The organism is Bradyrhizobium sp. AUGA SZCCT0177 (assembly GCF_018130125.1).
GTDB lineage: Bacteria > Pseudomonadota > Alphaproteobacteria > Rhizobiales > Xanthobacteraceae > Bradyrhizobium.
In genome coordinates this window covers 1-24970 of the sequence record NZ_JAFCMA010000060.1, presented here as the reverse complement: position 1 = coordinate 24970, position 24970 = coordinate 1, and the positions used below count along the sequence as shown (strand labels likewise).

The 24970-nt window shown below is 63.9% G+C and carries 19 protein-coding genes and 1 pseudogene; 9 read left to right on the top strand and 11 right to left on the bottom strand.

Annotated elements, in window-relative coordinates; all coding sequences use genetic code 11:
* Positions 1–203: 203 nt before the first annotated feature.
* The 3 genes from JQ597_RS36805 to pcsA all read right to left on the bottom strand — a co-directional run bounded on the left by JQ597_RS36805 (position 204) and on the right by pcsA (position 2732).
* Positions 204–1178: a quinone oxidoreductase family protein gene (locus JQ597_RS36805; protein WP_212270269.1), complete on the bottom strand. Its 975-nt coding sequence runs from the start codon at positions 1176–1178 to the stop codon at positions 204–206.
* 88 nt (positions 1179–1266) lie between these two features.
* Positions 1267–2001 carry a TerC family protein gene (locus tag JQ597_RS36800; protein ID WP_192736016.1) on the bottom strand — a complete coding sequence of 245 codons (735 nt, stop codon included), beginning with the start codon at positions 1999–2001 and terminating at the stop codon, positions 1267–1269.
* Complete coding sequence (gene pcsA / locus JQ597_RS36795; RefSeq protein ID WP_212270268.1) at positions 1998–2732, bottom strand: phosphatidylcholine synthase; 735 nt, start codon at positions 2730–2732, stop codon at positions 1998–2000. Before pcsA ends, JQ597_RS36800 begins: the two co-directional genes overlap by 4 nt.
* A 134-nt stretch (positions 2733–2866) precedes the next feature.
* Between pcsA and JQ597_RS36790 the strand changes: the two genes are divergently transcribed.
* Positions 2867–4057, top strand: a complete 1191-nt coding sequence (locus JQ597_RS36790; protein ID WP_212270267.1) for a UbiH/UbiF family hydroxylase — start codon at positions 2867–2869, stop codon at positions 4055–4057.
* 49 nt (positions 4058–4106) lie between these two features.
* Here JQ597_RS36790 and JQ597_RS36785 read toward each other — a convergent pair whose 3' ends face one another.
* Both JQ597_RS36785 and JQ597_RS36780 read right to left on the bottom strand, forming a co-directional pair.
* A complete protein-coding gene (locus JQ597_RS36785; RefSeq protein WP_212270266.1) occupies positions 4107–4868 on the bottom strand; it encodes a hypothetical protein in 762 nt (253 codons plus the stop codon).
* Between the two features lie 803 nt (positions 4869–5671).
* Positions 5672–6625, bottom strand: coding sequence for an AEC family transporter (locus JQ597_RS36780; RefSeq protein ID WP_212270265.1), 954 nt, complete (start codon positions 6623–6625; stop codon positions 5672–5674).
* 134 nt (positions 6626–6759) lie between these two features.
* Here JQ597_RS36780 and hspQ point away from each other — a divergent pair, with 134 nt between their 5' ends.
* Positions 6760–7092, top strand: coding sequence for a heat shock protein HspQ (gene hspQ / locus JQ597_RS36775; protein ID WP_212031571.1), 333 nt, complete (start codon positions 6760–6762; stop codon positions 7090–7092).
* Positions 7093–7179: 87 nt separating this feature from the next.
* Here hspQ and JQ597_RS36770 read toward each other — a convergent pair whose 3' ends face one another.
* Positions 7180–8025: an invasion associated locus B family protein gene (locus JQ597_RS36770; protein ID WP_212270264.1), complete on the bottom strand. Its 846-nt coding sequence runs from the start codon at positions 8023–8025 to the stop codon at positions 7180–7182.
* Positions 8026–8295: 270 nt separating this feature from the next.
* On the opposite strand from JQ597_RS36770, the gene JQ597_RS36765 reads away from it, so the two are divergent.
* From JQ597_RS36765 to JQ597_RS36755, 3 genes are all read left to right on the top strand, one after another.
* Positions 8296–10128 (top strand): extracellular solute-binding protein, encoded by a 1833-nt coding sequence (locus JQ597_RS36765; RefSeq protein WP_212270270.1) that lies wholly within the window; start codon positions 8296–8298, stop codon positions 10126–10128.
* Between the two features lie 22 nt (positions 10129–10150).
* Positions 10151–11656: an AMP-binding protein gene (locus JQ597_RS36760; protein WP_212270263.1), complete on the top strand. Its 1506-nt coding sequence runs from the start codon at positions 10151–10153 to the stop codon at positions 11654–11656.
* A gap of 90 nt (positions 11657–11746) precedes the next feature.
* Complete coding sequence (locus JQ597_RS36755) at positions 11747–12973, top strand: GGDEF domain-containing protein (RefSeq protein WP_212270262.1); 1227 nt, start codon at positions 11747–11749, stop codon at positions 12971–12973.
* 163 nt (positions 12974–13136) lie between these two features.
* Here JQ597_RS36755 and mfd read toward each other — a convergent pair whose 3' ends face one another.
* On the bottom strand, positions 13137–16655 hold the full coding sequence (gene mfd, locus JQ597_RS36750; RefSeq protein ID WP_212270261.1) for a transcription-repair coupling factor: 3519 nt from the start codon (positions 16653–16655) through the stop codon (positions 13137–13139).
* On the bottom strand, positions 16652–16942 hold the full coding sequence (locus tag JQ597_RS36745; RefSeq protein WP_192736027.1) for an FAD assembly factor SdhE: 291 nt from the start codon (positions 16940–16942) through the stop codon (positions 16652–16654). Before JQ597_RS36745 ends, mfd begins: the two co-directional genes overlap by 4 nt.
* A gap of 59 nt (positions 16943–17001) precedes the next feature.
* Between JQ597_RS36745 and JQ597_RS36740 the strand changes: the two genes are divergently transcribed.
* The 4 genes from JQ597_RS36740 to recG all read left to right on the top strand — a co-directional run bounded on the left by JQ597_RS36740 (position 17002) and on the right by recG (position 21448).
* Positions 17002–17160, top strand: a complete 159-nt coding sequence (locus JQ597_RS36740) for a hypothetical protein (RefSeq protein WP_212270260.1) — start codon at positions 17002–17004, stop codon at positions 17158–17160.
* A gap of 191 nt (positions 17161–17351) precedes the next feature.
* Positions 17352–18542 carry an RNA ligase RtcB family protein gene (locus JQ597_RS36735; RefSeq protein ID WP_212270259.1) on the top strand — a complete coding sequence of 397 codons (1191 nt, stop codon included), beginning with the start codon at positions 17352–17354 and terminating at the stop codon, positions 18540–18542.
* On the top strand, positions 18539–19162 hold the full coding sequence (gene prfH / locus JQ597_RS36730) for a peptide chain release factor H (protein WP_212270258.1): 624 nt from the start codon (positions 18539–18541) through the stop codon (positions 19160–19162). Before JQ597_RS36735 ends, prfH begins: the two co-directional genes overlap by 4 nt.
* Positions 19163–19339: 177 nt before the next feature.
* Positions 19340–21448: an ATP-dependent DNA helicase RecG gene (recG, locus tag JQ597_RS36725; RefSeq protein WP_212270257.1), complete on the top strand. Its 2109-nt coding sequence runs from the start codon at positions 19340–19342 to the stop codon at positions 21446–21448.
* Positions 21449–21607: 159 nt separating this feature from the next.
* On the opposite strand, the gene JQ597_RS36720 is transcribed toward recG, so the two are convergent.
* From JQ597_RS36720 to JQ597_RS38595, 3 genes and pseudogenes are all read right to left on the bottom strand, one after another.
* Entirely contained in the window at positions 21608–22381 is a 774-nt protein-coding gene (locus JQ597_RS36720) for a DUF502 domain-containing protein (protein ID WP_212270256.1), read from the bottom strand.
* Positions 22382–22478: 97 nt separating this feature from the next.
* Positions 22479–24305, bottom strand: a complete 1827-nt coding sequence (glmS, locus tag JQ597_RS36715) for a glutamine--fructose-6-phosphate transaminase (isomerizing) (protein WP_212270255.1) — start codon at positions 24303–24305, stop codon at positions 22479–22481.
* Positions 24306–24509: 204 nt separating this feature from the next.
* Positions 24510–24629 (bottom strand): annotated as a pseudogene (locus JQ597_RS38595) (autotransporter outer membrane beta-barrel domain-containing protein); the annotation flags it as partial.
* Positions 24630–24970: the final 341 nt, after the last annotated feature.

Sequence of the window (24970 nt, the reverse complement as noted above, 5' to 3'; positions counted from 1 at the left end):
CATAAACCCCGCAACGCCCGCCTCGATCGCCCCATCTTAATCGAGGCACCGAGACTTACGACCCATACGCCGCGGCCGTTGTAATGGCAGGCGGTCTCTATCGCCTTTTTTCTATCGATGGATCACGCGGTATGGGTCCCCCGATGTGCAATTGCACATCTGAGCGTTCGCCGGGACGACACCAATTGAAAGAGTTTGAGACCTCACGGCCGAAGAATAATCGCCCCGGTCGTCGCCCTGCCCTCCAGGTCGGTGTGCGCCTTGGCGACGTCCTTCAGCGCATAGGCGTGGTTGATCGGAACGTGCAGTTTGCCGTTGATGACGGCGGCAAACAACGTATCGGCGCCCTCCAGCAGTTCGCGGCGGGTGCTGACGTAATCGTTGAGTTTTGGCCGCGTCGCAAACAGCGAGCCGTGGTTGTTGAGTTCGGCGAGCGCGAACGGCGGCACCGGGCCCGAGGCATTGCCGAAGCTGACGAACAGGCCGCGCGGCCGCAGGCAGGACAGCGAGCCCGGGAACGTGGTCTTGCCGACGCCGTCATAGACGACGTCGCACAATTCGTTGCGGCTGATCTGCTTGACCCGCGCGACAAAGTCCTCCTCGTTGTAGAGGATAACGTGGTCGCAGCCATTGGCGAGCGCGAGGTCGGCTTTCGCCTTGGTGCCGACGGTGCCGATCACATGCGCGCCGAGCGCTTTCGCCCATTGGCAGGCCAGCAGGCCGATCCCGCCGGCGGCCGCGTGGATCAGCACGCGATGGCCGGGCTCGACCTTGAAGGTCTTGTGCAGGAGGTACCAGACCGTCAGGCCCTTGAGCATCAGCACCGCGCCCTGCTCATAGGTGATGTGGTCGGGCAGCTTGACCAGCTTGTCCGCCGGGATCACGCGTTCAGAGGCGTAGCCGCCGAGGTTGAAATAATAGGCGACGCGGTCGCCGGGATGAAAATTGGTGACGCCAGGACCGACAGCCACCACTTCGCCCGCCGCCTCATTGCCGGCGATGAAGGGCAGCCCCGGCGCCTTGTAGAGACCAGTGCGGAAATACACGTCGATGAAGTTCAGGCCGACGGCGTGCTGGCGCATGCGGACCTCGCCCGGTCCCGGCGCCGGCACGTCGACGCTCTCATAGACCAGGGCTTCCGGCCCCCCTACCTTGTGCACGCGCACGGCCTTGACCATGACCTTTTCTCCCTCGGTATCGGCTTCAAGCGCCCCGGCTCGTGGCGGAGCGAAAGCCATCAAGGCCGTATTGTCAACTCGCGGGGGCCTAAACCCGCTGTTTGACTACTTTTTTGCGATTGCGCCGGGCCAGCACGTTGAACAATTCGACCGCGGCCGCGAACACGATGGCGAAATAGATGTAGCCGCGCGGGATGTGGAATTTGAATCCGTCCGCCACCAGCGCCACGCCGATCAGCACCAGGAACGCCAGCGCCAGCATCTTGGTGGTGGGGTGATCGGCCACGAACTTCGCCACCGGTCCTGACGAAACGTACATGATGAAGCAGGCGATCACGACGGCGGCCACCATGATCTCGATATCCTCCGCCATGCCGATCGCGGTGATGATCGAATCCAGCGAGAACACCATGTCGACGACGATGATCTGCATGATCACCCAGAAGAATACGCTCGCGCTCGGCTTGGCCTCGGGCTCGGCCTCGCGCGCCTCCACTTCGGCGTGAATTTCATGCGTCGCCTTCGCGATCAGGAACATGCCGCCGCCGATCAGGATGATGTCACGCCAGGACAGCGTCACGCTTTTCACGGTCAGCACAGGTTCCGTCAGGCCGATCAGCCACACCAGCACGCTGAGCAACATGATGCGGAACACCAGCGCCAGCAGCAAACCGATCTGGCGCGCGCGATTGGCCTGCTCCGGCGGAAGCCTTGAGACGATCACCGACAGGAAGATGACGTTGTCGATTCCGAGGACGATTTCGAGCGTGGTCAACGTCAGCAACGCCACCCATGCTTCCGGGCTGGTCAGTAATTCCATCATGCCTTGAACGATTTCAGTTTGCGGATCACGGCATCGCTGCCGGCGACGTAGATGGCGATCGCGCAGAGTCCGACGGTAATGGGAATGCCAACGGCGAAGTCGCAGGCAATGGTGTAGGCCGCAAGCACGGCCCATGCGGCCAGCAGCCACAGGGTCAGCCAGCGCAGGCGCACGACGCGGATCGGATGCAACACGTGGAACGGCGCGAAGGTCAGCGCGATCAGGACCGCTACGCCAAGAGTGGCAAGCGCCGGCGATGGATGCAGCAGAAACAGATAGAATGCCGCGACGTTCCACACCGCCGGAAAGCCCCGGAAATGGTTGTCGGCCGCCTTCATCCGGCGGTCGGCAAAGTAGAGCGCGCTCGAGGTCATGATGCCGATGCCGAGCAGCGGCGCCGCCAGCGGCAGCAGCAAGCCGCTCGCGGTGATGGCGTAGGCCGGAACGAACACGTAAGTGATGAAATCGACCACGAGGTCTAGCACCTCCCCCGACCAGTTTGGCTGCAGCCGCACCACGTCGAATTTGCGCGCGAGCGGACCGTCGATGGCGTCGATGATGAGAGCGACACCAAGCCAGCCGAACATGGCGGCCCAGTGCTCGCGCACCGCTTCCAGCATCGCAATCAGGCCGACGCCCGCTCCGAGCGCCGTGAAGACGTGGACGCCAAATGCGGCCGTCCGCATCCGGGTCGTAGCGGGAGATGCTATTGGTTCTTGTGTCTGGTCCATTGCTCCGGCAGTGCTAACAGGAATCGCCCCGATTTGCATACCGGCGCTTGCGGCGTTCCGCCGCGCAAATCGGTGGAAACATTTAAGAAGGTCAATGACTTGAAAATGCCGCCGGGAATGTCAATTGTTCCAATATGAACGATGCATCGCCAATTTATGACACCGTTGTGATCGGCGGCGGACCGGCGGGACTGACCGCCGCCATCGCGCTGGCGGAGACCGGTGCCAGGACCGCTCTGCTCGCCCGCCGCGCCCCCTATGCCGACAACCGCACCACGGCGCTGCTGGGCGCCTCCACCGATCTGCTCGAACGTCTGGATGTCTGGCGCCGCTGCCGGGATCAGGCCGCGGCGTTACGGACCATGCGGCTCGTCGACGACACCGGCCGCCTGATCCGGGCGCCGGAAGTGCGGTTTTCGTCGCAGGAAATCGGCCTCGACCAGTTCGGCTACAATATCGACAACCGGACGCTGATGGCAGCGCTGGAGGAGCGCGCGGCCGAATTGTCCGGACTGACCCGATTTGACGATGAGGCGGCCGCGGTCGATCCGCAGGATGCGATCGTTGCCATCCACACCCGTGCGGGCGGGTCGCTGTCGGCGCGGCTGGTGATCGGCGCCGACGGGCGGCAGTCGCTGTCGCGCGAGGCCGCCGGCATCGACGTCAAGCGCCGCGACCTGCATCAGTCGGCATTGACCTTCAACATCAGCCATTCAAGGCCGCACAAGAATATCTCCACCGAGTTTCATACCCCGCACGGGCCATGCGTGTTCGTGCCCCTGCCCGGCAGCCGCAGCAGCGTGGTGTGGGTTTCCGCGGCAAAGGAAGCAGAGCGGCTGATGGCGCTCGGCGACGACGAACTGTCCGACGCCGCGGAAAAGCAATCGCATTCCATTCTCGGCAGCGTCCGGGTCGAGCCCGGGCGCAACCTGTTTCCGCTCTCGATCGAAAGCCTCAGACAATTCGCCAGCCATCGCGTCGCGCTGGTCGGCGAATCCGCCCATGTGTTGCCGCCGATCGGCGCGCAGGGTCTCAACATGGGATTGCGCGACGCCGCCGACATCGCCGATATCGCGGGGCAAGCCCTGTCGCTCGGCGAGGATCCGGGCGCGCCGCAGGTGCTGGCGCGCTATCAATCCGCCCGCCGCGCCGATGTCGCCAGCCGGATGTTTGCCATCGACCTCGCCAACCGTTCGCTGCTCAGCGACTTCCTGCCGGTGCAGTCGCTGCGCGCGGTGGGGCTGCATCTGATCGGCTCGTTCGGCCCGCTGCGGCGGCTGGCGATGCGCGAAGGCCTCGCGCCGTCATGGAAGCGCGTGGGCTAGGAAGTAAACCCGTAAAATCGGAGGCCGGCCCCGTGCTCCGCAACGTAAATCATGCTTTCTCGGTGAATGTTATTTCAATTATACGAGCCTTTTCCAGCATAGCTTCGCGGCAGGCCTTTTGGAGATTGTCCATGGCTTTTTGATCGCAGCCGCCTAGAGCTTCGTTGCAATCATCGAATATTTTTACGAGAGCGCGGTCAGAGCAGCTTGCTCGAAGTCGGTTGAGCCTTGACCGCATGGCACCTACATCCAACTTCGGCAGTTGGCCGGACTCAACCCATCGCGGAGTAACCGTCTCCCAGCGATCGCCTTTTTTGAGTTGATCAGGCTGCTCGTCAAAATCAATGATGCGACTGATCAGATTGCTCTCGTTTTCGACGTTATGGCATAGGTCGGAAACGTATTCCAAGAAGCTGATAATTGCTGATGCCTGTTGCGGCGACCACAAGTCGGACCAGTCCGCATAGGCCTTCTTCATCTCTTCGTGCCCCTCCGACATGGCCGTGTAAATGGACCAACAGGACAACAGCAGATCATTCTCCGATTCCGGTTTTCTTCCAATCGTGCTCCAGTCCGCGAACGAATTGCAAATCAGGCTGGTGCCATGTTCGATATCACGGAACGCGACGCGTCGTGCGGGACGCCACTTGCGTGTCGTTTCCCATGCGACCCAGCGCGCCGTCAGTGGAGCCACCAGCAGCGCAGAAACGATTGCTCCCAAGAGGGACTGGAAAACACTCCTGAAAATATCCCTGGAAAACCAAATCGGTGAATTGGGGTCGTGAATTACGCTAACAATCCAATCCAACATTGCACTTCTCAAAATTCCAACGCCGACCTGTCGGCGCAATGATGAAGGTTTGTGTGAACGTATTACCGATGCCGCCCGGTGTGATGGCATAGGGACCTATCACCGGGCCATCGAGACGATGCTCATATGCTCGAAGCGAATGCGCCGTGTACTACGGCGACGGCCTCGAGAAAACGGTCTCGGTGCGGGAAGATAAGTAATGCTTCGTCGCCGCTGATCTTCCGCATGCAGCGGACAAGGACAGCGACAACAGATGTACACAGATCGCAGCTTATTCATCTGGAAGTGATCAGGAAGGCATCACGATTCTTCCCGGTCTTGACCCTGCCTTGGCGCAGCGAACCCGTTCTTGAGGAAGACGTTCAGCGCGAGCCGGCTTCAGCTTAGCTTGAGGAGCGCGCCAGATCAGCGCGCCCGTGCCTGTTCGAGGGTTGACGGCATCGTGACCGGGAGGACCGGAGATCAAGCTAGTGCCCACACCGCCACCGCCATCACCCCCGAGGCTAGTACACTGGGAATCGCCAATTTTCTGGCCATCACATATCCCGCGTCATCAGTTGGTTCGTCGACCAGAGTGGCCAAATACGTCGCCCGGCGGCGTTGGGCCGTTCGCCAAATATGGGTTGCTCTGATGTCTGCTTCGATCGGTTCGCTCTTCACACGTGGCTCCCAGTGTCTGATGTAGCCACCCTGAACGGCGATTGTTTCAAGCCTTCTTCGTCGATCCCGGAAGATTGTTTCGTCGGTCTCAAATTTGGTTTCATCAGAACGCGTTGCATAGCGTCAGCCATGCGTGGTTATTCTCAAGGAAACGCCAGCCTTCCGCTCTGGATGAACCACATCACGCTGGTCAGCGTAACGACGGAGGCGAAGGTTCCGATCAGGACGGCGACCGACGCCGGCTCGATCCAGGTGTTGTTCTGCCGCGCGATCACGAACACGTTGAGCGCCGGCGGCAGTGACGCCATCAGGACCGCGGTCGCCGCCCAGGGCTGCGCGAACGGCCCGAACAGCAACATCAGGCCGAACACGATCAGCGGATGGATCAGGAGTTTGACCGCGATCACGCCGGGCACCTCCCACGGCACGCGATCGAACGGGCGCAACGCGACGGTCACGCCGAGCACGAACAGCGCCGTCGGTGCCGCGGCGTTCTGCAAAAACACCAGCGTGTTGTCGATCGCAACGGGGGGACGAAAATGCAGCGCCGCGGCGAGCGCGCCGGCGCCGGCCGACATGATCAGCGGGTTCAGCACGATCTGTTTCACCACGATGCCGAGCGTGTGCAGCAGCGAGCGATGCTCGCGGTCGGTGAACGCGATGAGTATCGGCACGATCGAAAACAGGAAAATGCTGTCGCAACAGAAAATCAGCGCAGTCGGCGCCGCCGCCTTGGTGCCGAGCACGGCGAGCGCCAGCCCCGGGCCCATATAGCCGATATTGCCATAGGCGCCAGCCAGCCCGGCCAGGGTTGCCTTGCGCAGCGACAATTCGCCGATGAGCCGGCCCGTCACCACGGCCACGATGAAGGCGATCACGGTCCCGAGCGTGGTCGCGATCAGGAATGGCGGGTTGTTGAGCTCCGAAAACGGCGTCTTGGCCATGATGCCGAACATCAGGGCCGGCAGCGAGACGTAGAGCAGGAAGAAATTCATCCAGGCCAGCCCCGCCTCCGGCAGGCCCCGGGTCTTGCCGCAGGCAAAACCGATGAAGATTACCCCGAAATAGGGAATCGCCAGATTGAGGATATCGGCCATGCAATGGGGGTCTTTTCTTCAGCGTTTCGTCAATGTTTTCTTGGGGCTGGCGCCGGATGTGCCAGCCGGACTTGAGAGTTAATTCAACCTTTTGCCCCTAGCATCGGCCACAATCATGGTCTATTCGACGAGGTATGATTAAAGCGCGCACCGCCAAATTCCAGATCGGTCAGATCGTCCGTCACCGGGTGTTTTCATTCCGGGGCGTGATTTTCGACATCGATCCGGTATTCAACAATACCGAGGAATGGTGGTTGTCGATCCCTGAGAACGTTCGGCCGCACAAGGATCAGCCGTTCTATCATCTGCTGGCGGAGAATTCGGACTCCGAATACGTCGCCTACGTCTCGGAGCAGAACCTGCTGCCCGACGATTCCGGCGAACCGATCCGGCATTCGCAGGTCGCCGAGATCTTCGTCAAGGACAAGTCCGGCGGCTATCGTCCGCGCAATCCCTCGCTGAACTGATCTGGCTCCATCCAGGCTACAAATCTTCTCCTGAACGAAAAAGGCGCCCGGACCAGGGCGCCTTTTTGTTTGTCGATGGAAGCGGCGTTACTTGGCCGCCGGATTGGCATTGCCCGGCGCGCCGCCAGCGGGCGGGTTGGCCTCGAGCTTCTTGCGCGCTTCTTCAGCCCGCTTCTGCAGCTCTTCCTGCAACTTCTGCTGGGTCTTCTCGAATTCCTTGGGGTCGGTCGGCGGGCCGTCATAGGCCTTGGCGAATTCGGCGAGCGGCAGCGGCAGCGTTAGCGGGGCGCCGTTGGAGTTGATCGCCTGAACCACCAAATTCTGGCCCTTCTTCAGGTTGGCCAGCAGTTCCGGGGTCACTTCGTAGTCCGACATGCAACCGTTCTGGAAGCAGATCACATAGGGGCTCTGCGCCGGAGGATTGGCATCGACGATCACGCGGGTGCCGTGCACGAGCTGCATGCCGAGCGGCAGCGTCACGCGCAGGATCTTCTTCGGCTCGCCTTCCGGCTCGATGATGACGGCAGCGATGACCGGCTGGCCGGACTCGATGCGTCCGTCCTTGCCGGTGAAGCAGACCTGCTTGGCGCCGGCGTCCTGCCCCTTGAGGCAGAATTTGGTCCAGGGCGCGTAAATCAGCTGGACCTGCTGGTCCTGCGACTGACCGCCTGCGGGGGGAGCGCCGCCGGCGGCCGCTGGCGGGGCCGGCTGGGCGTTCGGGGCGGCGGGCGCTTGGGCCTTCGGGGCTGCTTTCGGGGCAGCCTTGGGAGCGGCCTTCGGGGCCTCCTTGGGCGCCGCTGCGGGGGCACCGGGGGCCGGAGCCGGGGTTTGGGCCTGCGCACCCGCGACGAGCAACGTCGCGGACAATGCCGTCGCCGCCAACAAGGCGGCAACCCGCCCATGCGGCCGGACGGCCAAGATACGGAAATTCATTGCGGAAAACCCTTTCTGAACGGGAGCGCCCGAAACCGCTGCAGGCACCGACACCTAGCCGTTTGGGCGGCTGTCTCCTAGTCAATTGAGGCGGATACGTGACAGGCGTCACCGCCCTGGTCAATTGCACGCCTTCAATACAGCGGCGGACGAAAAGATCAATGCCGACAAGCATCTTTGGCTGCGGTCCCGGTGGACGCCGAGGCCTGTGGTCAAGGCCTATGGTAAAGCTCACTGGTGTGTGACCCCGAATCAAATCCGCGCGTGCAGATGGTAGCCTTTGGACGTATCCGGCTTGGTATTCTCGCCAGCGTTGTGCTCGCGCTCGGCCTGTTGCCGATGGCGCTCGCGGGCAAGGCCCGCGCCGGGGAAAGCCATGCGATCTCCATGCATGGCGCGCCGGCCCTGCCGGCCGATTTTGCCCACATGCCCTACGCCAAACCCGATGCACCGAAGGGCGGCCGGCTGGTCTGGGGTCTGCTTGGCACCTTCGACAGCCTCAATCCGTTCATCGTCCGAGGCCTCGCCCTGCAGCAGATCAGGGGCTTTGTCGTCGAGAGCCTGATGAGCCGCGGCAATGACGAGGCCTTCACGCTCTACGGGCTTCTCGCCAGGAGCGTCGAGACCGACGACATCAGAAGCTATGTCACGTTCCATCTCGATCCCCGGGCGCGGTTCTCGGATGGCAAGCCGGTAACGGCCGACGACGTGCTGTTTTCCTGGGCGCTGCTGCGCGACCGCGGCCGCCCCAACCATCGCCAGTATTATGCCAAGGTCGCCAAGGCCGAGGCGCCCGACCCGCTCACCATCAGGTTCGATTTCGGCGGCGCGCCCGACCGCGAACTGCCGCTGATCCTCGGCCTGATGCCGGTATTGCCGCGCCATGCGGTCGATCCCGAAACCTTTGAGGACACGACCATGACCGGACCGGTCGGTTCCGGTCCCTATCGCGTCACTGCGGTGCGCCCCGGCGCCAGCGTCACGCTGACGCGCAACCCCGACTATTGGGGCCGTGACCTGCCGGCGAACCGGGGCCTGTGGAACTTCGACGAGATCCGGTTCGATTACTACCGCGAGTCCAACGGCCAGTTCGAAGCCTTCAAGCGCGGGCTCTATGATTTCCGCAATGAAGCCGAGCCGCTGCGCTGGCACGACGGCTATGATTTCCCGGCCGCCCGCAGCGGCGAGCTGATCCGCGACATCATCAAGCCGGGGATGCCGCAGCCGTCGGAGTATTTGGTGTTCAACACCCGCCGTCCGCTGTTTTCCGACGTCCGCGTGCGGCGTGCGCTGACGCTGCTGTTCGATTTCGAATGGATCAACCGCAACTACTTCTTCGGCCTCTACACGCGTGCCGGAGGCTTCTTCGCAGGGTCGGAATTATCAGCCTATGGCCGCGCCGCCGATGCGCGCGAGCGCGAACTGTTGAAACCCTACCTCGCGCATATTCCGCCTGATATTCTCGACGGCAGCTTCCGCCTGCCCGTGTCAGACGGTTCAGGCCGCGACCGCGCGGCGCTGCGGGCCGCCCTCGTTCTGCTGTCCGAGGCCGGCTACGTGCTCGACGGCACCGTGCTGCGCCAGCGTGCGACCAAAGCACCCCTCACCTTCGAAATCCTGGTCACGACGCGCGATCAGGAACGGATCGCGCTGGCCTATAGCCGCGACCTCAAACGCGCCGGTATCGAGGCCAGCGTGCGCGCGGTCGATCCGGTGCAATTCGACCAGCGCCGGCTCGGCTACGAGTTCGACATGCTGCAGAACCGCTGGGACCAGTCGCTGTCACCCGGCAATGAGCAGTCGTTCTATTGGGGCAGCCAGGCGGCCGATATCCCCGGCACAAGGAACTACATGGGCGCGAAGGATCCGGCGATCGACGCCCTGATCGCGGCGCTGCTGGAGGCCCGCGAGCGGCCGGAATTCGTCTCGGCGGTGCGGGCGCTGGACCGGACCCTGATGTCGGGCTTCTACGCTATCCCGTTGTTTAACGTCGCCGAGCAATGGATCGCGCGATGGAATCGGGTAGAACGACCTTCAACCATCGCCTTGACGGGCTACCTGCCGGAGACGTGGTGGCACAGACCGGACGCGCAACCCAAATGACGCAAGCCATTGAAGTGACGCCGTGACCCAGCCAGCCGCTTCGCCCACGCTCGATACGTTGTTCAAGCGCTCGCTGGCACGGCAGCCGGATGCGACGGCGCTGATCGATCCTCCGAACAAGCCGCGCGTCACGGGCCAGACGCCGAAGCGCCTCACCTATGCGCAGGCCGACCGCGCCATTTCCGCGCTGGCAGCGCATTTCATCGAATCCGGATTGCCGGCCAACTCCGTCATCGCGGTCCAGCTGCCGAACACCATCGAATTCGCGCTGACAATTCTGGCCGCCTATCGCGCCGGACTGGTGGTCGCCGTGCTGCCCTTGCTGTGGCGACAGGCGGAACTGACCATGGCGCTCAACCGCACCGCGGCGCGGGCGATCGTCACCACAAGCAAGGTCGACGGCATCGTCTATTCGGATCTGGCCATGAATGCCGCGGCTGAAGCGTTTTCGATCCGCCATGTCTGCGGCTTCGGCACCGATTTGCCGGAAGGCATGGCCTCGCTCGATAACGCGATCCTTCGGGAATCGACAACCGCGCGCGCGGTGATCCAGGATGGCCGCAAGGCGGCGCTGATCTCGTTCGATCTGACCTCGGACGGTTTCCGGCCCGTGCCGCGCGCCCATCTCAGCCTGATCGCCGGAGGACTATCGATCTCGCTCGAAAGCGATGTGCCACAGGGCGCAACGATTTTGTCGGCGTTTTCGCCGATGTCGTTTGCCGGCCTCGCATCGACGCTGACGGTCTGGCTGCTGTCGGGCGGAACCCTGGTGCTGCACCATCCGTTCGACGAAGAGATCTTGGAGCAGCAGGTCAACGAGTATGCCTGTGATACGCTGATTGCCCCGGCCCAACTGGCGTTGCGGCTGGACGAACTCGACCTCGCGGGCAGCCTGCCCTCCCTGCGCAACGTCATCGGGTTGTGGCGTGCGCCGGAACAGGTGATGTCGAGCGCGTCCTGGTCGGCCCAGCAGGCAACGCTGACCGACGTCTATCTGTTCGGCGAAGTCGGTTTGTTCGCGGCGCGCCGGATTGCGGACGATGGTTCGCCCGCCCTGATCAAGTCAGGACCGCACGGCGCGCCGCGCGAACTGCCGGGCTCCTCGATCGCGGGCGACATCCTGCTGACCCCGCGGGGCACCTTGGGACTGCGCGGACCGATGATCCCGGTCGCGGCCTATGCGCCCCCGCCGCCACCCAGCGACTCGCTGATTGCAGCCCCGCCGCGCGATTACGTCGATACCGATTATTCTGCGCGGCTCGACCGCTCGACCGGCGCCATCAACATCACCGCGCCACCGTCCGGCATCATGGCGGTTGGTGGCTACCGTTTCCTGGCGCAAGACCTGCAAGAATGGGCCCGGCGGCTCGGGCAAGGCGCGCTGCTCACGGCATTGCCGGATCGCCTTAGCGGCCATCGGCTTGCCGGCCGCGCCCAGGACAACGCCCGCGCCCGCGACGCGTTGACGGAACTCGGGCTTAACCCATTGATGGTCGAAGCGTTTCGCGACCGGGCGAATTCCGCTTGAGCGCAATCTCACGGCTTGTGTTGACGCCACATTAAGCCCGACAAACTAGGATCGCGCTCTCATAAATGGCGCGCTTGATCCGAGTTGTAGATGTCCCAGCAAGGCCCGATCCTCGTCGTATCGACCGCAACGCGGCCGTCGTTTGCCGCAGCGCTCGATGTCGCAAAGCTGTTTCCGGTCGTCGAGGCCGAATGGGCGGACGCAGGTCGCGCGGTCGAACAGCTGCAGCCTGCGGCGGTATTGGCCGCCACGTCCGACGTCGATCAGGCCACGCTTGCCGCACTCGCCGCACCGATCGCGGCCCACCAGCCCTATCTGCCCCTGATCGCGGTCGATCCGCAGGTAACGCTTCCCGAAAACGCCATTCCATTCTTCCAGAGCCAGGGCGATTCCAGCCGCCTCGTCGCGCGCCTGCGCGCGGCGCTGCGCATCCGCTCGCTGCACGCGACCGTGATGCGCCGGCTGGTACCGGCCACCCGGATCGCGCTCTCGGACATCGACACCTTCCGGGATGCCACGGTGCTGCTGGTCGGCCGCGGCGGCGCCTACCCCACGCTGTCGGTCTCGCTTGGCGAACAAACCGGCGTGGTCGGCGCGCTGAGCATCGAGGCTGCGGCGAAGCATCTCAATGCGCGCGACATCGACGGCATCGTGCTCAGCGAAGGCTTTAGCCCGCGCGTGGTCGATGCTTTCCTGACCGTGCTGGCGGAAGACGCCCGCTTCCGCCATCTGCCTGTGGTGGTGACGTCAGGCGATCTGTTGCCGGCCTATGAATTGCCGAACCTCGAAATCCTCAGTGGCGAGCCTGTACAAATGGTGGCGACCGCGTTGCCGCTGATCCGCCAGCATGCCTTCGAAGCGCATTTGAGCCGGACCCTGCGCTCGATCGACGCCGAGGGCCTGATCGACGCCCGCACCGGCCTGCTCACGCCAGGCGCCTTCGAACGCGACTTCGCCAGCGCGGTCTACCAGACTCAGCAACGCGGCGGCGGCCTGTCGGTTGCGCGCTTCGCCTTCGACCCCGCCCATCCCCGCGCCCAGTTCGACGGCGCGCGCATCATCAGCCGGCTGATGCGGCGGATGGATTTTGGCGCCGTTTGCGATGACGGATCGGTCGTGGTCGCCTTCGCCGAGACCGATCTCAAGACCGCGCATACGATCGCGCGGCGGCTCTCCAGCGTCATGCGCCACACCAGCCACGGCAAGCGCGACACGCGCGCAGAACCAACCGTGACGGTCGCGACGCTGGAGTCGAAGGATTCCGCGAAGGCGCTGCTCGCGCGCCTCGGCGAAGAGGCCCATCGCGCCGCTTCGTGAGGGTTCTGTCATTTCTGAGGAACGACCGGCGGCTGTTTGCATTTCTCTCTCAGCGTCATTGCGAGGAGCATAGCGACGAAGCAATCCATTCTCTCCCGGTTCCGCGCTATGGATTGCTTCGCTTCGCTCGCAATGACGGGGATAGTTCGGAGCGCAACGCCCCCTACGCCGCCTTCTTGTTCTCCGCGAGGTTGGCGAGCTGGCGCAAAATCTCGGTCGTGCCCATCAGCCGTTCTTCCGGCGTCTTCCATACCTGCAGGAACACCACCTTCATGTCCGGGCGAACTTTTGCGGCCTGGCCGTGCTGGCGGATGAAGAACACCAGCCGGTCCGGCTGCGCGAACTTGTTGTCGCGGAAGCTGATGACGGCGCCCTTCGGCCCGGCATCGACCTTCTCGACATTGGCCCTTCGGCAATAGGCCTTGATCGCGGCGACCTTGAACAGATAGCGCACCTCGTCCGGCAGCACGCCGAAACGGTCGCGCATTTCGGCGGCAAAATTGTCGATCTCCTCGTCGGTCTCGAGATCGGCGAGCCGGCGGTACAGCGACAGCCGCACCGCCAGGTCGTTGACGTAATCCTCCGGGATCAGCACGGGCATGCCGATGGTGATCTGCGGTGACCAGCGGTCGGCGGCGGGCTCGACCACGCCGGCCTTGAGGTTGAGGATCGCCTCTTCCAGCATCGATTGATAAAGCTCGAAGCCGACTTCCTTGATGTGGCCGGATTGTTCCTCGCCGAGCAGATTGCCGGCCCCGCGGATGTCGAGGTCGTGGGACGCAAGCTGGAAGCCGGCGCCCAGTGTCTCCAGCGATTGCAGCACCTTGAGCCGCCGCTCGGCCTGCCCGGTGATCTTCTGCTGCGCCGGCAGCGTGAACAGCGCATAGGCCCGCAGTTTCGAGCGCCCGACCCGGCCGCGCAGCTGATAGAGCTGCGCCAGGCCGAACATGTCGGCGCGATGCACGATCAGCGTATTGGCCGAGGGAATGTCGAGCCCGGATTCGATGATCGTGGTCGAGAGCAGGATGTCGTATTTGCCGTCGTAGAACGCCGACATGATGTCTTCGATCACGGTCGGCGGCATCTGGCCATGCGCCACCGCAACCTTCATTTCAGGCACATTCTTGTCGAGGAAGTCTTTTACGCTCGCAAGATCCTCGATGCGCGGCACCACATAGAACGCCTGCCCGCCGCGGTAGCGTTCACGCAGCAGCGCCTCGCGGATCATCAGGGGATCATGCGGCGCCACGAAGGTGCGGACCGCGAGACGATCCACCGGCGGTGAAGCAATGATCGAGAGGTCGCGCACGCCGGTCAGCGCGAGTTGCAGCGTGCGCGGGATCGGCGTCGCGCTCAGCGTCAGCACATGCACCTGCGCCCGCAATTGCTTCAGCCGTTCCTTGTGGCTGACGCCGAAGTGCTGTTCCTCGTCGACAATCAACAGGCCGAGATCCCTGAACTTGATCGCCTTGCCGAGCAGCGCATGGGTGCCGACCACGATGTCGACATTGCCTTCCGAAAGCCCCTTCTTGACTTGTGTCAGTTCCTTCGGCGCGACCAGCCTTGAGGCCTGTGCGACATTGACGGGAAAACCTCTAAACCGTTCGGCAAACGTCTTGCTGTGCTGCCGCGCCAAGAGCGTGGTCGGCACCACCACGGCGACCTGCTTGCCATCGAGCGCCACGGCAAACGCGGCGCGCAGCGCCACTTCGGTCTTGCCGAAGCCGACATCGCCGCAGATCAGCCGGTCCATCGGGCGACCGCTTTCGAGGTCCTTCAACGTCGAAGTGATGGCGCCGAGCTGATCCTCGGTTTCCTCATAGGGGAAGCGTGCGCAGAACTCGTCATAGACATGCGGCTGCACCGGCATTTTCGGCGCTTCGTGCAGATGGCGTTCGGCCGCGATCTTGATCAGTTCGCCCGCAATCTCGCGGATGCGGTTCTTGAGTTTTGCTTTTCGCGCCTGCCAGCCGCCGCCGCCAAGGCGGTCCAATTCGACGTTGGCGTGGTCGGAGCCGTATCGCGACAGCAGTTCGATGTTCTCGACCGGCAGGAACAGTTTTGTTTCGGCGGCGTAATGCAGCTCGAGGCAGTCATGCGGCGCGCCGGAGACTTCCAGCGTCTGCAGCCCGATGAAACGGCCGATGCCGTGCTCGACATGCACCACCAGATCGCCGGCGGCCAGACTCGTGACTTCAGAGATGAAATTGTCGAGCTTGCGGCTCGCTTTGCGCGGCCGCACCAGGCGGTCGCCGAGGATGTCCTGTTCGCTGATGACGGCGACGTCGTCGGTCTCGAAACCGGATTCCATGCCGACCACCGCCAGCATGGCCTCGTTGCGCGGAGTCGCCTGCACCGTGCGCCAGGTGTTGACGCTGGTGAGGTTGAGCAGCTTGTGATCGCGCAACATGCTGCCCATGCGGTCGCGCGAGCCCTCGCTCCACAGCGTGATCACGACCTTCTTGCGTTGCGCCTGCAACGCCAGCACATGGGCGACGACGGCTTCGAACACGTTGACGGAGCTATCGGCGCGCTCCGGCGTGAAGTTGCGCCCCTGCCGCGCGCCGGCATCGAACACGTCAGAACTGTCGTCGGGCACCGCGAACGGCGTCAGCCGCGCCAGCGCGGCTTCTTCCAATCGTGTCGTCCATTCCGTTTCGGTCAAATACAGCCGATCGGGCGGCAGCGGCTTGTAGATCGCGCCGCTCCCGGGATGCTCCAGCGCCTCGCGGCGTGCTTCATAATAGTCCGCGATCTGCTTGAAGCGTTCGCGGGCGGCGTCCTCGCCCTGCGGTTCGATCGCGACCGGCGCGCCGTCGAGATAGTCGAACAGCGTGTCCATCCGCTCCTGGAACAGCGGCAGCCAGTGCTCCATGCCGGGATGGCGGCGGCCTTCGCTGACGGCTTCATACAGCAGATCGTCGCGCTGCGGCGCGCCGAAGGTCGCGACATAGCCCATGCGAAAGCGGCGGATGGTCTCGGTGACCAATTGGAATTCGGAGACCGGCACCAGATCGAGCGCGCGCATGTCGAGCAGCGTGCGCTGGGTTTCGGCGTCGAATGTGCGAATCGATTCCAGGCTGTCGCCGAAGAAATCGAACCGGACCGGCTGATCGAGCCCGGCCGGAAAGAGGTCGAGAATGCCGCCGCGCACGGCGTATTCGCCGGGCTCGCGCACCGTCGAGGACCGGTTGTAGCCATTATGCTCCAGCCAGGCGACGATGGAGTCCATCGGCACGACATGACCGGGCGCGACCGACAGCGCCTGCGCCGCCACCACCTCGCGCGCCGGAACGCGCTGGACGATGGCATTGACCGTGGTCAGCACGATCAGCGGCTTGTCGCTGCCTTGAAGCCGCGACAGCCGCGCCAGCGTGGTCAGGCGCTGGGCCAGGACGCCGCCATGCGGCGACACCCGGTCATAGGGCTGGCAGTCCCAGGCCGGAAACTGCATGACCGGCAAATCGGGTGCGAAGAATTCCAGCGCCCGCGCCAGTTGCTGCATGCGGGGGCCGTCGCGGCACACCACCGCAAGGCTCACCGCCGGCGGCTTCGGCTTGGCGGCGACCGCGCGTGCGAGGTCAGCGACAACAAGCCCTTCCGCGCCCTCGGCGACATTGGCAAAGGTCAGCGCCCGGCCGGGGGCCAGCAGCGCAGCAGGAGATTTCACTGGCGACTTCATGCGTCGTGGTCCACGGCGCGACGCGCCTTGATGCGATCGAACAGCGCGCTGGCGTATTCGGGATCGAGCGGCTTTTCGCCGGTCAGCGCGGCATAGAGATCGGGATCGGGCACCTCGAGCAGCCGTTCCAGTTCGGCCATATCGCCATCCGACAGATCAGCGATCTCGGCATCGGCAAAGCGTCCGAGGATGAGATCCATCTCACGGGTGCCGCGATGCCAGCAGCGAAACAAAAGCCGCTTGCGGCGGTCATCGAGGCCACCGCTCGATCGTGTCGAACCCGTCATTGTCCCATTCCCATCCGAACGCCAAAAGCCCGGACGTGCCGGGCGGGGTTGATATAGCCATGGAAGCGGCGAATGTCAGTAGCGTTTCCGGCGCAAATCCAAATGAAAATCCAAGTGAAAATTCAAGTGAACTTGATGCACGTGAACCTCGCGCATCTGGCGTGCGACAACAGGGGGTCGCGGCGGACTTGCAGCTTTTCCGTTTCGCCGGTATGTGATCTGCGCGATCGGTAGCCGATTTTGGCACGATCAACAGGGAGAAGGCTCGATGACATTGTCTCGCCGCCCCGTCGAGGGCATCGCCTGAGGGCGTGTGCGTTAGCCGCGCCGCTTGGGAAATCACGCGCTTACGTCAGCGAGAGCTGAGCTGTGCGCGTCGACTAACCCAAATCTTCTGAAAGCTTTTCAAATGGGCACTTCTCCCAAGATGGACGGCCGTGCGCCGATCCACGTCTTCGCCTCGTCCAAATCCTGGATCGAGGGCAACGCCACGCTTCAACTGGAACAGGTCGCTGCACTCGCTGGAGTCCGCGCGGTCGCTGCCATGCCGGATCTGCATCCCGGCAAATATGGTCCCGTAGGTTGCGCCATTCTGGCCGACCGGATTCATCCGCAGCTGGTCGGTTCCGACATCGGTTGCGGCATGGGGCTGTTCGCGCTCGACATCGCAGCGCGCAAGCTGCGGCTCGACCAGATGGCCGAGCGCTTGAGCTCGCTCGACCAACCCTGGGACGGCGACGTCGCCGGCGTCCTCGCCGACGCCGGTCTTGACGCCACGTTGTTCGATGCTTCGCTCGGCAGCATCGGCGGCGGCAATCATTTCTGCGAGATCCAGGCGATCGAGGAAATCCTAGCGCCGGAGACGGCCGCGCAGGCGGGACTGGACCGCGACCATGCCTATGTCCTGGTCCATTCCGGCTCGCGGGGTCTCGGTTACTCGATCCTGGAGCGCGTCCTGTCGAACGGGCAGGCAGCGCTTGATCCCGCGAGTGAAGACGGCGGGTCCTACATGGACGCGCATGATCACGCCGTGCGATGGGCCAGGCTCAACCGTCGCATCATCGCCGAGCGGGCCGCAGCGGCGGCGCGTGCGGAACTGCGTCCTGTCAACGATCTGGCGCATAACATGGTCGAGCGTCGTGGCAATCCCGGTGACGCCATCATGCTGCACCGGAAGGGCGCGGCGGCTTCCGATCGCGGGCTGGTGCCGGTGCCGGGATCGCGCGGGACGCTGTCCTATCTGGTCGAGCCGCTAGCTCCGATGCGAGCCGAGGCGCTCGCCTCGCTCGCGCATGGTGCGGGCCGCAAGTACGACCGGGCATCCATGCACGGCCGCGTGCGGGGCAAGAAATCCGACGTGGCACGGCTGGAGCGCAATCCCTATGGCGGCATCGTCGTCTGCGGGGATCGCGGCCTGCTCGTGGAGGAAGCGCCGGAGGCCTACAAGAACATCGATCGCGTCATCGCCGATCTCGTCGAGTTCGGCCTGGCGCGCGTGGTGGCGACGTTCCGGCCGCTCGTGACGTTCAAGAAGGCGCAATCCAGCATCGCGACAAGCAGCAGCAAGCGCGAAAAATCCTGGAAGGAGGATCGCCGATGATCCGGCTTCTCCTGACCAGCGGACGCGGTCCGGCGGAATGCCGGATCGCGCTCGCAAAGGCGGTCCCGACGCTCACCGCCGAAGCGACCTCGCTCGGCCTCGATACCGATTGCGTGAACGGGCCGGATCCGGACGGGCATGGTCCGGCCTCGGCAATCGTCGTGATTCACGGAGACGCGGCTACGACCTTTGCTCGGCCGTGGATCGGTTCGATCCAATGGGTGGTGCAAAGTCCGCTGCGGCCACATCACAAGCGCAAAAACTGGTTCATTGGTGTTTTCGAACTTCCGGCGCCGCCCGAAGCGCCGAAAGCGCTGGCCGCGCACGACGTTCGCTTTGAAGCTTTCCGGGCCGGCGGCCCCGGCGGCCAGCATCAGAACAAGACCGAGAGCGCCGTGCGTGCGACCCACATCGCAAGCGGCCTGTCCGTCGTGGCGCGCGAGGAACGCTCGCAACATCGGAACAAGGCGCTGGCATTGGAGCGGATTGCGGCACTGATCAGGCTGCAGGGCGAGCTCGAAGCGATCACTGCCCGGAATGATGCGCACGCCGCGCATGATCGTCTTGAGCGCGGCAGCCCGGTCAAGCGGTTCAAGGGCGCCGCTTTTCAGGCATCGTAGTCCGACACCAAAAAAGCCATGGACGTGCCAGGCGGGGTCCATTCGGGCAAACGTCAGCCCTTCCTCCTCGGAAAATTCGTCATTGCCGGGCTTGACCCGGCAATCCATCTGCTTCGTAAGATTCCTTTCGAAGAATGATGGATGCGCGTGTCAAGCCCGCGCATGACGGACCAGTAAATGCGCCCTCCTCTGCTCAATCCGCTGTTTGCTCCGGTCACGACGCTTGCTGGCGTCGGGCCGAAGCAGGACAAATTGCTGCGCTATCTGCTCGGCCGCAGCGAGACGCCGCGGCTGGTCGATCTGCTGCTGCATCTGCCGGCCAGCGTGATCGATCGCCGGGCGCGGCCAAAAATCCGTGAAGCCGTGCAGGGAACCGTGGTGACGCTGGAAGTCACCGTCGATCGCCACCGGCCGCCACCACCGCGCAATTCGCGCGCGCCCTACCTCGTCTATGCCAGCGACGACACCGGCGACGTGGTGCTGACGTTCTTCCGCGCCAAGCCCGGTTATGTCGAAAAGCTGCTTCCCGTAGGCGAGAAGCGCTACGTGTCGGGCACCTTGCAGATGTACGACGGGATTCCCCAGATCGTGCATCCCACCAACATCGTGGATGAAGCGGCCTTTGCGAAACTGACCGGCATCGATCCGGTCTATCCCCTGACCGAAGGCCTCGCGCTCGGCTCGCTGCGCCGTGCTGTGGCCCAGGCGCTGCAAAAGCTCCCCGAATTGCCCGAATGGATCAGTCCGGAAGTCGTCCGCCGCTGCCACTTCCCGCCCATCCGGGAAGCGTTCACCCGTGTTCATGTCCCGGTCGAGCTGACGGACATTCTCCCCGATGGCCCGTTCTGGTCGCGGCTCGCCTTCGACGAACTTTTGGCGGGTCAACTGGCGCTGGCGCTGGTGCGCGCGCAGTTGCGCCGTCCGGCCGGTGACCGCCACGCCGGCGACGGCCACCTGCGCAGCAGGATCATCGATGCGCTGCCGTATGCCCTCACCAAGTCGCAGCGCGACGCGGTCGCCGCCATCACCGAAGATCTGCGCCAGCCGGTGCGGATGTTGCGGCTGCTGCAGGGCGATGTCGGTTCGGGCAAGACGGTGGTCGCCCTGCTCGCGGCCGCCGCCGTGACCGAGGCCGGCAAGCAGGCAGCATTGATGGCGCCGACCGAAATTTTGGCGCGCCAGCACATCAAGACCATCACGCCGCTCGCCGAGCGCGCCGGGATGCGGGTGGCGATCCTCACGGGGCGCGAAAAGGGCAAGGAGCGACGCGAAATTCTGGCGCAGCTGGAAGCCGGCGAGATCGATTTTTTGGTCGGCACCCACGCGCTGATCCAGGACGACGTCGCCTTCAAGGCGCTGGCGCTCGCCGTGGTCGATGAACAGCATCGTTTCGGTGTGCGCGAACGGCTGGCGCTCACCAACAAGGGCGACGCCGTCGATGTGCTGGTGCTGAGCGCGACACCAATCCCGCGCACGCTGGTGCTGACCTATTTCGGCGACATGGACGTCTCGGAACTGCGCGAAAAGCCGGCCGGCCGCCAGCCGATCGATACCCGCACCGTCCCCAACAGCCGGCTCGACGAAGTCATCGACGGCGTCGGCCGTGCGCTCAAAGCCGGCAAGCTGGTCTACTGGATCTGTCCGCTGGTCGAGGAATCCGAGGCCGAAGGCATCGAGCACCTCACCAATGCCACCGAGCGCTTCGAGCGCCTGCAGCAACGTTTTGGCGACCGCGTCGGCCTCGTCCACGGCCAGATGAAGGGCGCGGAAAAGGACCGCGTGATGGCGCAGTTCGCCGCCCACGAGATTGGCCTCCTGGTCGCGACCACCGTGGTCGAAGTCGGCGTCGACGTCCCCGCCGCGTCGATCATGGTGATCGAGAACGCCGAACGGTTTGGCCTCGCCCAATTGCATCAATTGCGCGGCCGTATCGGCCGCGGTTCGGAGGCGTCAACCTGCCTTTTGCTCTACAAGGAACCGCTCAACGAGATGTCCACCGCGCGGCTGAAAGTGATCCGCGAAACGTCAGACGGTTTTCGGATCGCCGAGGAGGACCTGAAACTGCGCGGCGAAGGCGACGTGCTCGGCATCCGGCAAAGCGGCCTGCCCGGCTACCGCATCGCTCGCTCCGAAGTCCACGGCCAGCTCATCACCCAGGCCCGCGACGAGGCGCTGCGGATCATGAAGGACAATCCGAAGCTCAAGGGCGACCGCGGCGAAGCGCTGCGCTGTTTGCTTTATTTATATGAGCGCGATGAAGCGATACCGCTGATCGGGGCTGGGTAACTGGTTCTCCTCATGGTGAGGAGGCGCCCTTGCGCCGTCTCGTACCATGAGGCCACAGACGGGCCTGCATCCTTCGAGACGCGGCTGCGCCGCTCCTCCAGCGACAACGGCGAAGCCGTTGCGTGGGGATGAGGTCCGGCGACTTGGCGCGAAAGAACGCTACTCCACCTTCGCCGGCTGCAGCGTGGCTGCATTCGCGGCGGTGGCGGCGCGCGCGGCGTTCGCGGTAGCGGCCAAGGCCGCGATCTTCTTCTGCGGATCGGAGCCCGGCTGCACCACGCCCGCGGACATGATCAGGGTTGCGGCGTCTTCGGCGCTCATGTCGATTTCGATGATCTTGTTCTTCGGCACGTAGAAGAAGAACCCCGTGGTCGGGTTCGGCGCGCAGGGCAGGAACACCGAGATGTGCTCATCCTGGCCGGGCAGCTTGTTGGCGATGTCGACGCTTGGCGATTGCGAGATCAGCACGATCGACCACATGCCCGGCGAGGGAAACTCGACCAGGCCGACCCGGCGAAAGCTCGATCCGTTCCCCGAGAACAGCGTCTCGAACACCTGCTTCAGGCCGCGATAGATCGCACGCACCGCCGGAATGCGGCCGAGCAGCCGTTCGCCGAGGTCGACCAGGGTCCGGCCGATCAGGTTCGCGGTCAGGAAACCCAGCAGCGTCAGCGCGATCACGGCGACGATCAGCCCGGAACCCGGCAGCCCGAACGGCAGATAGGTTTCCGGCCGGTAGGCGGTCGGAACGAAGGGACGGACCAGGTTGTCGACCCAGGTGACGAACCACCAGGTCAGATAGAAGGTGATCGCGATCGGTCCGGCGACCACGAGGCCGGTGAGGAAATAATTGCGGAAACGGGCCATTAGCCCGCGTGGGGCTTCCGGCGGGGCGTCGGCCGGGGTGGACGGGGGCAGATCTTGGGGATTCATTGCGGTTCCAGGTCGCGGGGGCAGCCGGTCTTGTTCCAGCTAAGCCATCCTAGCAGGTTTTTGAAGGCCCGAGATGCCGGCAAGCCCGCCCCTGCGGCTATTCGACCGTGACCGATTTGGCCAGATTTCGCGGCTGATCGACGTCGGTGCCCATCACCACGGCGGTATGATAGGCCAAAAGCTGCACCGGAACGGCATAGACCATGGGCGTAAAGGTCGCAGCCATGTCAGGCAGCACGATGGTGACCACGGATTCGATGGTCGCCTCCGCCGCGCCCTTGGCATCGGTCATCAGGATGATGTTGCCGCCGCGGGCGGCGACCTCCTGCATGTTGGAGACCGTCTTTTCGAACACCCGGTCATGCGGCGCGATCACCACCACCGGCATGTTCTCGTCGATCAGCGCGATCGGGCCGTGCTTGAGCTCGCCGGCGGCATAGCCCTCGGCGTGGATGTAGGAGATTTCCTTCAGCTTCAGCGCGCCTTCCAGCGCCAGGGGATAGCTGGTGCCGCGGCCGAGATAGAGCACGTCGCGGCATTTGGCGATGTCGCGCGCCAGTTTTTCGATCTGCGGTTCGGTCGTCAGCGCCGCGGCCATCAGGCGGGGAATTTCGACGAGGCCATGGACCAGCTTGGTCTCGTCCTCGTCGGACAATTCCCCGCGCGCCTTGCCGGCGGCAACGGCCAGCGCGGCCAGCACCATCAGCTGGCAGGTGAACGCCTTGGTCGAGGCGACGCCGATCTCGGGCCCCGCCAGCGTCTGCAGCACGGTCTCGCTCTCGCGCGCGATCGTCGAGGTCGGCACGTTGACCACCGAGAGCGTGTGGACGCCTTGCGACTTCGCATAACGCAGCGCCGCCAGCGTGTCGGCGGTCTCGCCGGATTGCGAAATGAAGATCGCCAGATCGCCCTTGCGCAGCGGCGCCTCGCGGTAACGGAACTCCGAGGCGACATCGACCTCGACCGGCACGCGGGCGAGCCGCTCGAACCAGTATTTGGCGATATGGCCGGCATAGCTCGCGGTGCCGCAAGCGACGATCGCGATCCGCTGCACACCCCTGAAGTCGAACGGCAGCGTCACCGGCAGCATCACGCGGTCGGTCGCCATGTCGACGTAACGCGCCAGCGTATGGCCGACCACTTCGGGCTGTTCGTGGATTTCCTTGGCCATGAAGTGGCGGTAGTTCGCCTTGTCGACCAGCGAACTCGACGCCGTGTGCCTGATCGCGTCGCGATGAACGATCGCATTATCCTTGTCGTAGATGGTGGCGCCCTTGCGCGTCAGCACCACCCAGTCGCCGTCTTCAAGGTAGCTGACGGTATTGGTCAGCGGCCCGAGCGCAATCGCGTCCGACCCCAGATACATTTCGCCGTCGCCGTGACCGATCGCCAGCGGCGGGCCGTTGCGGGCGCCGATCATCAAATCATTGTCGCCGGCGAAGATGAAGCCGAGCGCGAACGCGCCGCGCAGCTGCGACAGCGCCGCCTTCACCGCTTCCACGGGACCTATGCCCTGGGCGAGCAGATTGTCGACCAGATGCAGCACGATCTCGGTATCAGTTTCGGTCTTGAAGACCGCGCCCTTTTTCTCCAGCGCCTCGCGCAGCTCGCGAAAATTCTCGATGATGCCGTTATGGACCACGGCGACGCGTTCGGTCGCATGCGGATGCGCGTTGTTCTCGGTCGGCCGGCCATGGGTAGCCCAGCGGGTATGCCCGATCCCGGTATGACCGGCGAGCGGTTCGGCCTCCAGCCGCTTTTCGAGGTTTTTCAGTTTGCCCTCGGCCCGGCGCCGCGCCAGATGGTCGCCCTCCAGCGTGGCGACGCCGGCCGAATCATAGCCGCGATATTCCAGGCGTTTGAGCGAATCCACCAACTGCTCCGCGACCGGAGCGCGTCCGAGAATGCCGACAATGCCGCACATGCGGTTTAATATCCCCAAATCGTCGAAAATTTGCCGAAGCAACGCCACGTTCCCTTAACGGGAAACGCCGCCGCCCACCTACTCAATAATTATTGCGGATTGAGACAGTCTTAAGCGGAAAGCTTAACGTTTGCCATTGGTAAACGGCGTCCGATGAACTTAGGCGAACGCGGCGCGGCGGGCAATGCGTCCTCTCAGCCCGCCTTACCAGGCGTAGCGAACCACGCCCTTGCCGGCGTAGCTCTCAGTCACGTTGGAGAACTCGCCCTCGAAGGTGCCGGCGAGTGACCAGCCGTTGATCCATTTCATCTCGGCCGAACCAGTCACCCGCGCGGCATGTTGGCGTTATGTCCGTCGCGCGATATCGCCGGGGCGAAGGTGCGACAAAACAACCCGACGGGCAAATCACTTCTGATTTACGGAAATCGTGTCAAGCCCCGAAATAAAAAATATTTCGCTTTCGCCGTCGGGCAAATCATCTCTACGAGTTTGCGTTATCCCGTCCCACTCAGAGGGGCGTCGGCCGTCGTCACGACGAGGGGCGGGTTGCGGTGGACGTAACAGTTGCGATGGACGGTCGCTGCTGAAGCGTACGGCGAAAGCGTGTGGTCCTGGCGCCCGTAACGGCGTCAAGTCTTGCGGAGCGATCTGCGAGGCGACGGTGG

Excerpts from the sequence above, each read along its gene's own strand:
- pcsA (WP_212270268.1), bottom strand. The coding sequence starts at position 2,732 with ATGGACCAGACACAAGAACCAATAGCATCTCCCGCTACGACCCGGATG.
- JQ597_RS36805 (WP_212270269.1), bottom strand. The coding sequence starts at position 1,178 with ATGGTCAAGGCCGTGCGCGTGCACAAGGTAGGGGGGCCGGAAGCCCTG.
- JQ597_RS36765 (WP_212270270.1), top strand. The coding sequence starts at position 8,296 with ATGGTAGCCTTTGGACGTATCCGGCTTGGTATTCTCGCCAGCGTTGTG.
- recG (WP_212270257.1), top strand. The coding sequence starts at position 19,340 with ATGCGCCCTCCTCTGCTCAATCCGCTGTTTGCTCCGGTCACGACGCTT.
- prfH (WP_212270258.1), top strand. The coding sequence starts at position 18,539 with ATGATCCGGCTTCTCCTGACCAGCGGACGCGGTCCGGCGGAATGCCGG.
- hspQ (WP_212031571.1), top strand. The coding sequence starts at position 6,760 with ATGATTAAAGCGCGCACCGCCAAATTCCAGATCGGTCAGATCGTCCGT.
- mfd (WP_212270261.1), bottom strand. The coding sequence starts at position 16,655 with ATGAAGTCGCCAGTGAAATCTCCTGCTGCGCTGCTGGCCCCCGGCCGG.
- JQ597_RS36745 (WP_192736027.1), bottom strand. The coding sequence starts at position 16,942 with ATGACGGGTTCGACACGATCGAGCGGTGGCCTCGATGACCGCCGCAAG.
- JQ597_RS36785 (WP_212270266.1), bottom strand. The coding sequence starts at position 4,868 with ATGTTGGATTGGATTGTTAGCGTAATTCACGACCCCAATTCACCGATT.
- JQ597_RS36740 (WP_212270260.1), top strand. The coding sequence starts at position 17,002 with ATGGAAGCGGCGAATGTCAGTAGCGTTTCCGGCGCAAATCCAAATGAA.
- JQ597_RS36720 (WP_212270256.1), bottom strand. The coding sequence starts at position 22,381 with ATGAATCCCCAAGATCTGCCCCCGTCCACCCCGGCCGACGCCCCGCCG.
- JQ597_RS36770 (WP_212270264.1), bottom strand. The coding sequence starts at position 8,025 with ATGAATTTCCGTATCTTGGCCGTCCGGCCGCATGGGCGGGTTGCCGCC.
- JQ597_RS36755 (WP_212270262.1), top strand. The coding sequence starts at position 11,747 with ATGTCCCAGCAAGGCCCGATCCTCGTCGTATCGACCGCAACGCGGCCG.
- JQ597_RS36800 (WP_192736016.1), bottom strand. The coding sequence starts at position 2,001 with ATGATGGAATTACTGACCAGCCCGGAAGCATGGGTGGCGTTGCTGACG.
- JQ597_RS36790 (WP_212270267.1), top strand. The coding sequence starts at position 2,867 with ATGAACGATGCATCGCCAATTTATGACACCGTTGTGATCGGCGGCGGA.
- JQ597_RS36780 (WP_212270265.1), bottom strand. The coding sequence starts at position 6,625 with ATGGCCGATATCCTCAATCTGGCGATTCCCTATTTCGGGGTAATCTTC.
- JQ597_RS36735 (WP_212270259.1), top strand. The coding sequence starts at position 17,352 with ATGGGCACTTCTCCCAAGATGGACGGCCGTGCGCCGATCCACGTCTTC.
- glmS (WP_212270255.1), bottom strand. The coding sequence starts at position 24,305 with ATGTGCGGCATTGTCGGCATTCTCGGACGCGCTCCGGTCGCGGAGCAG.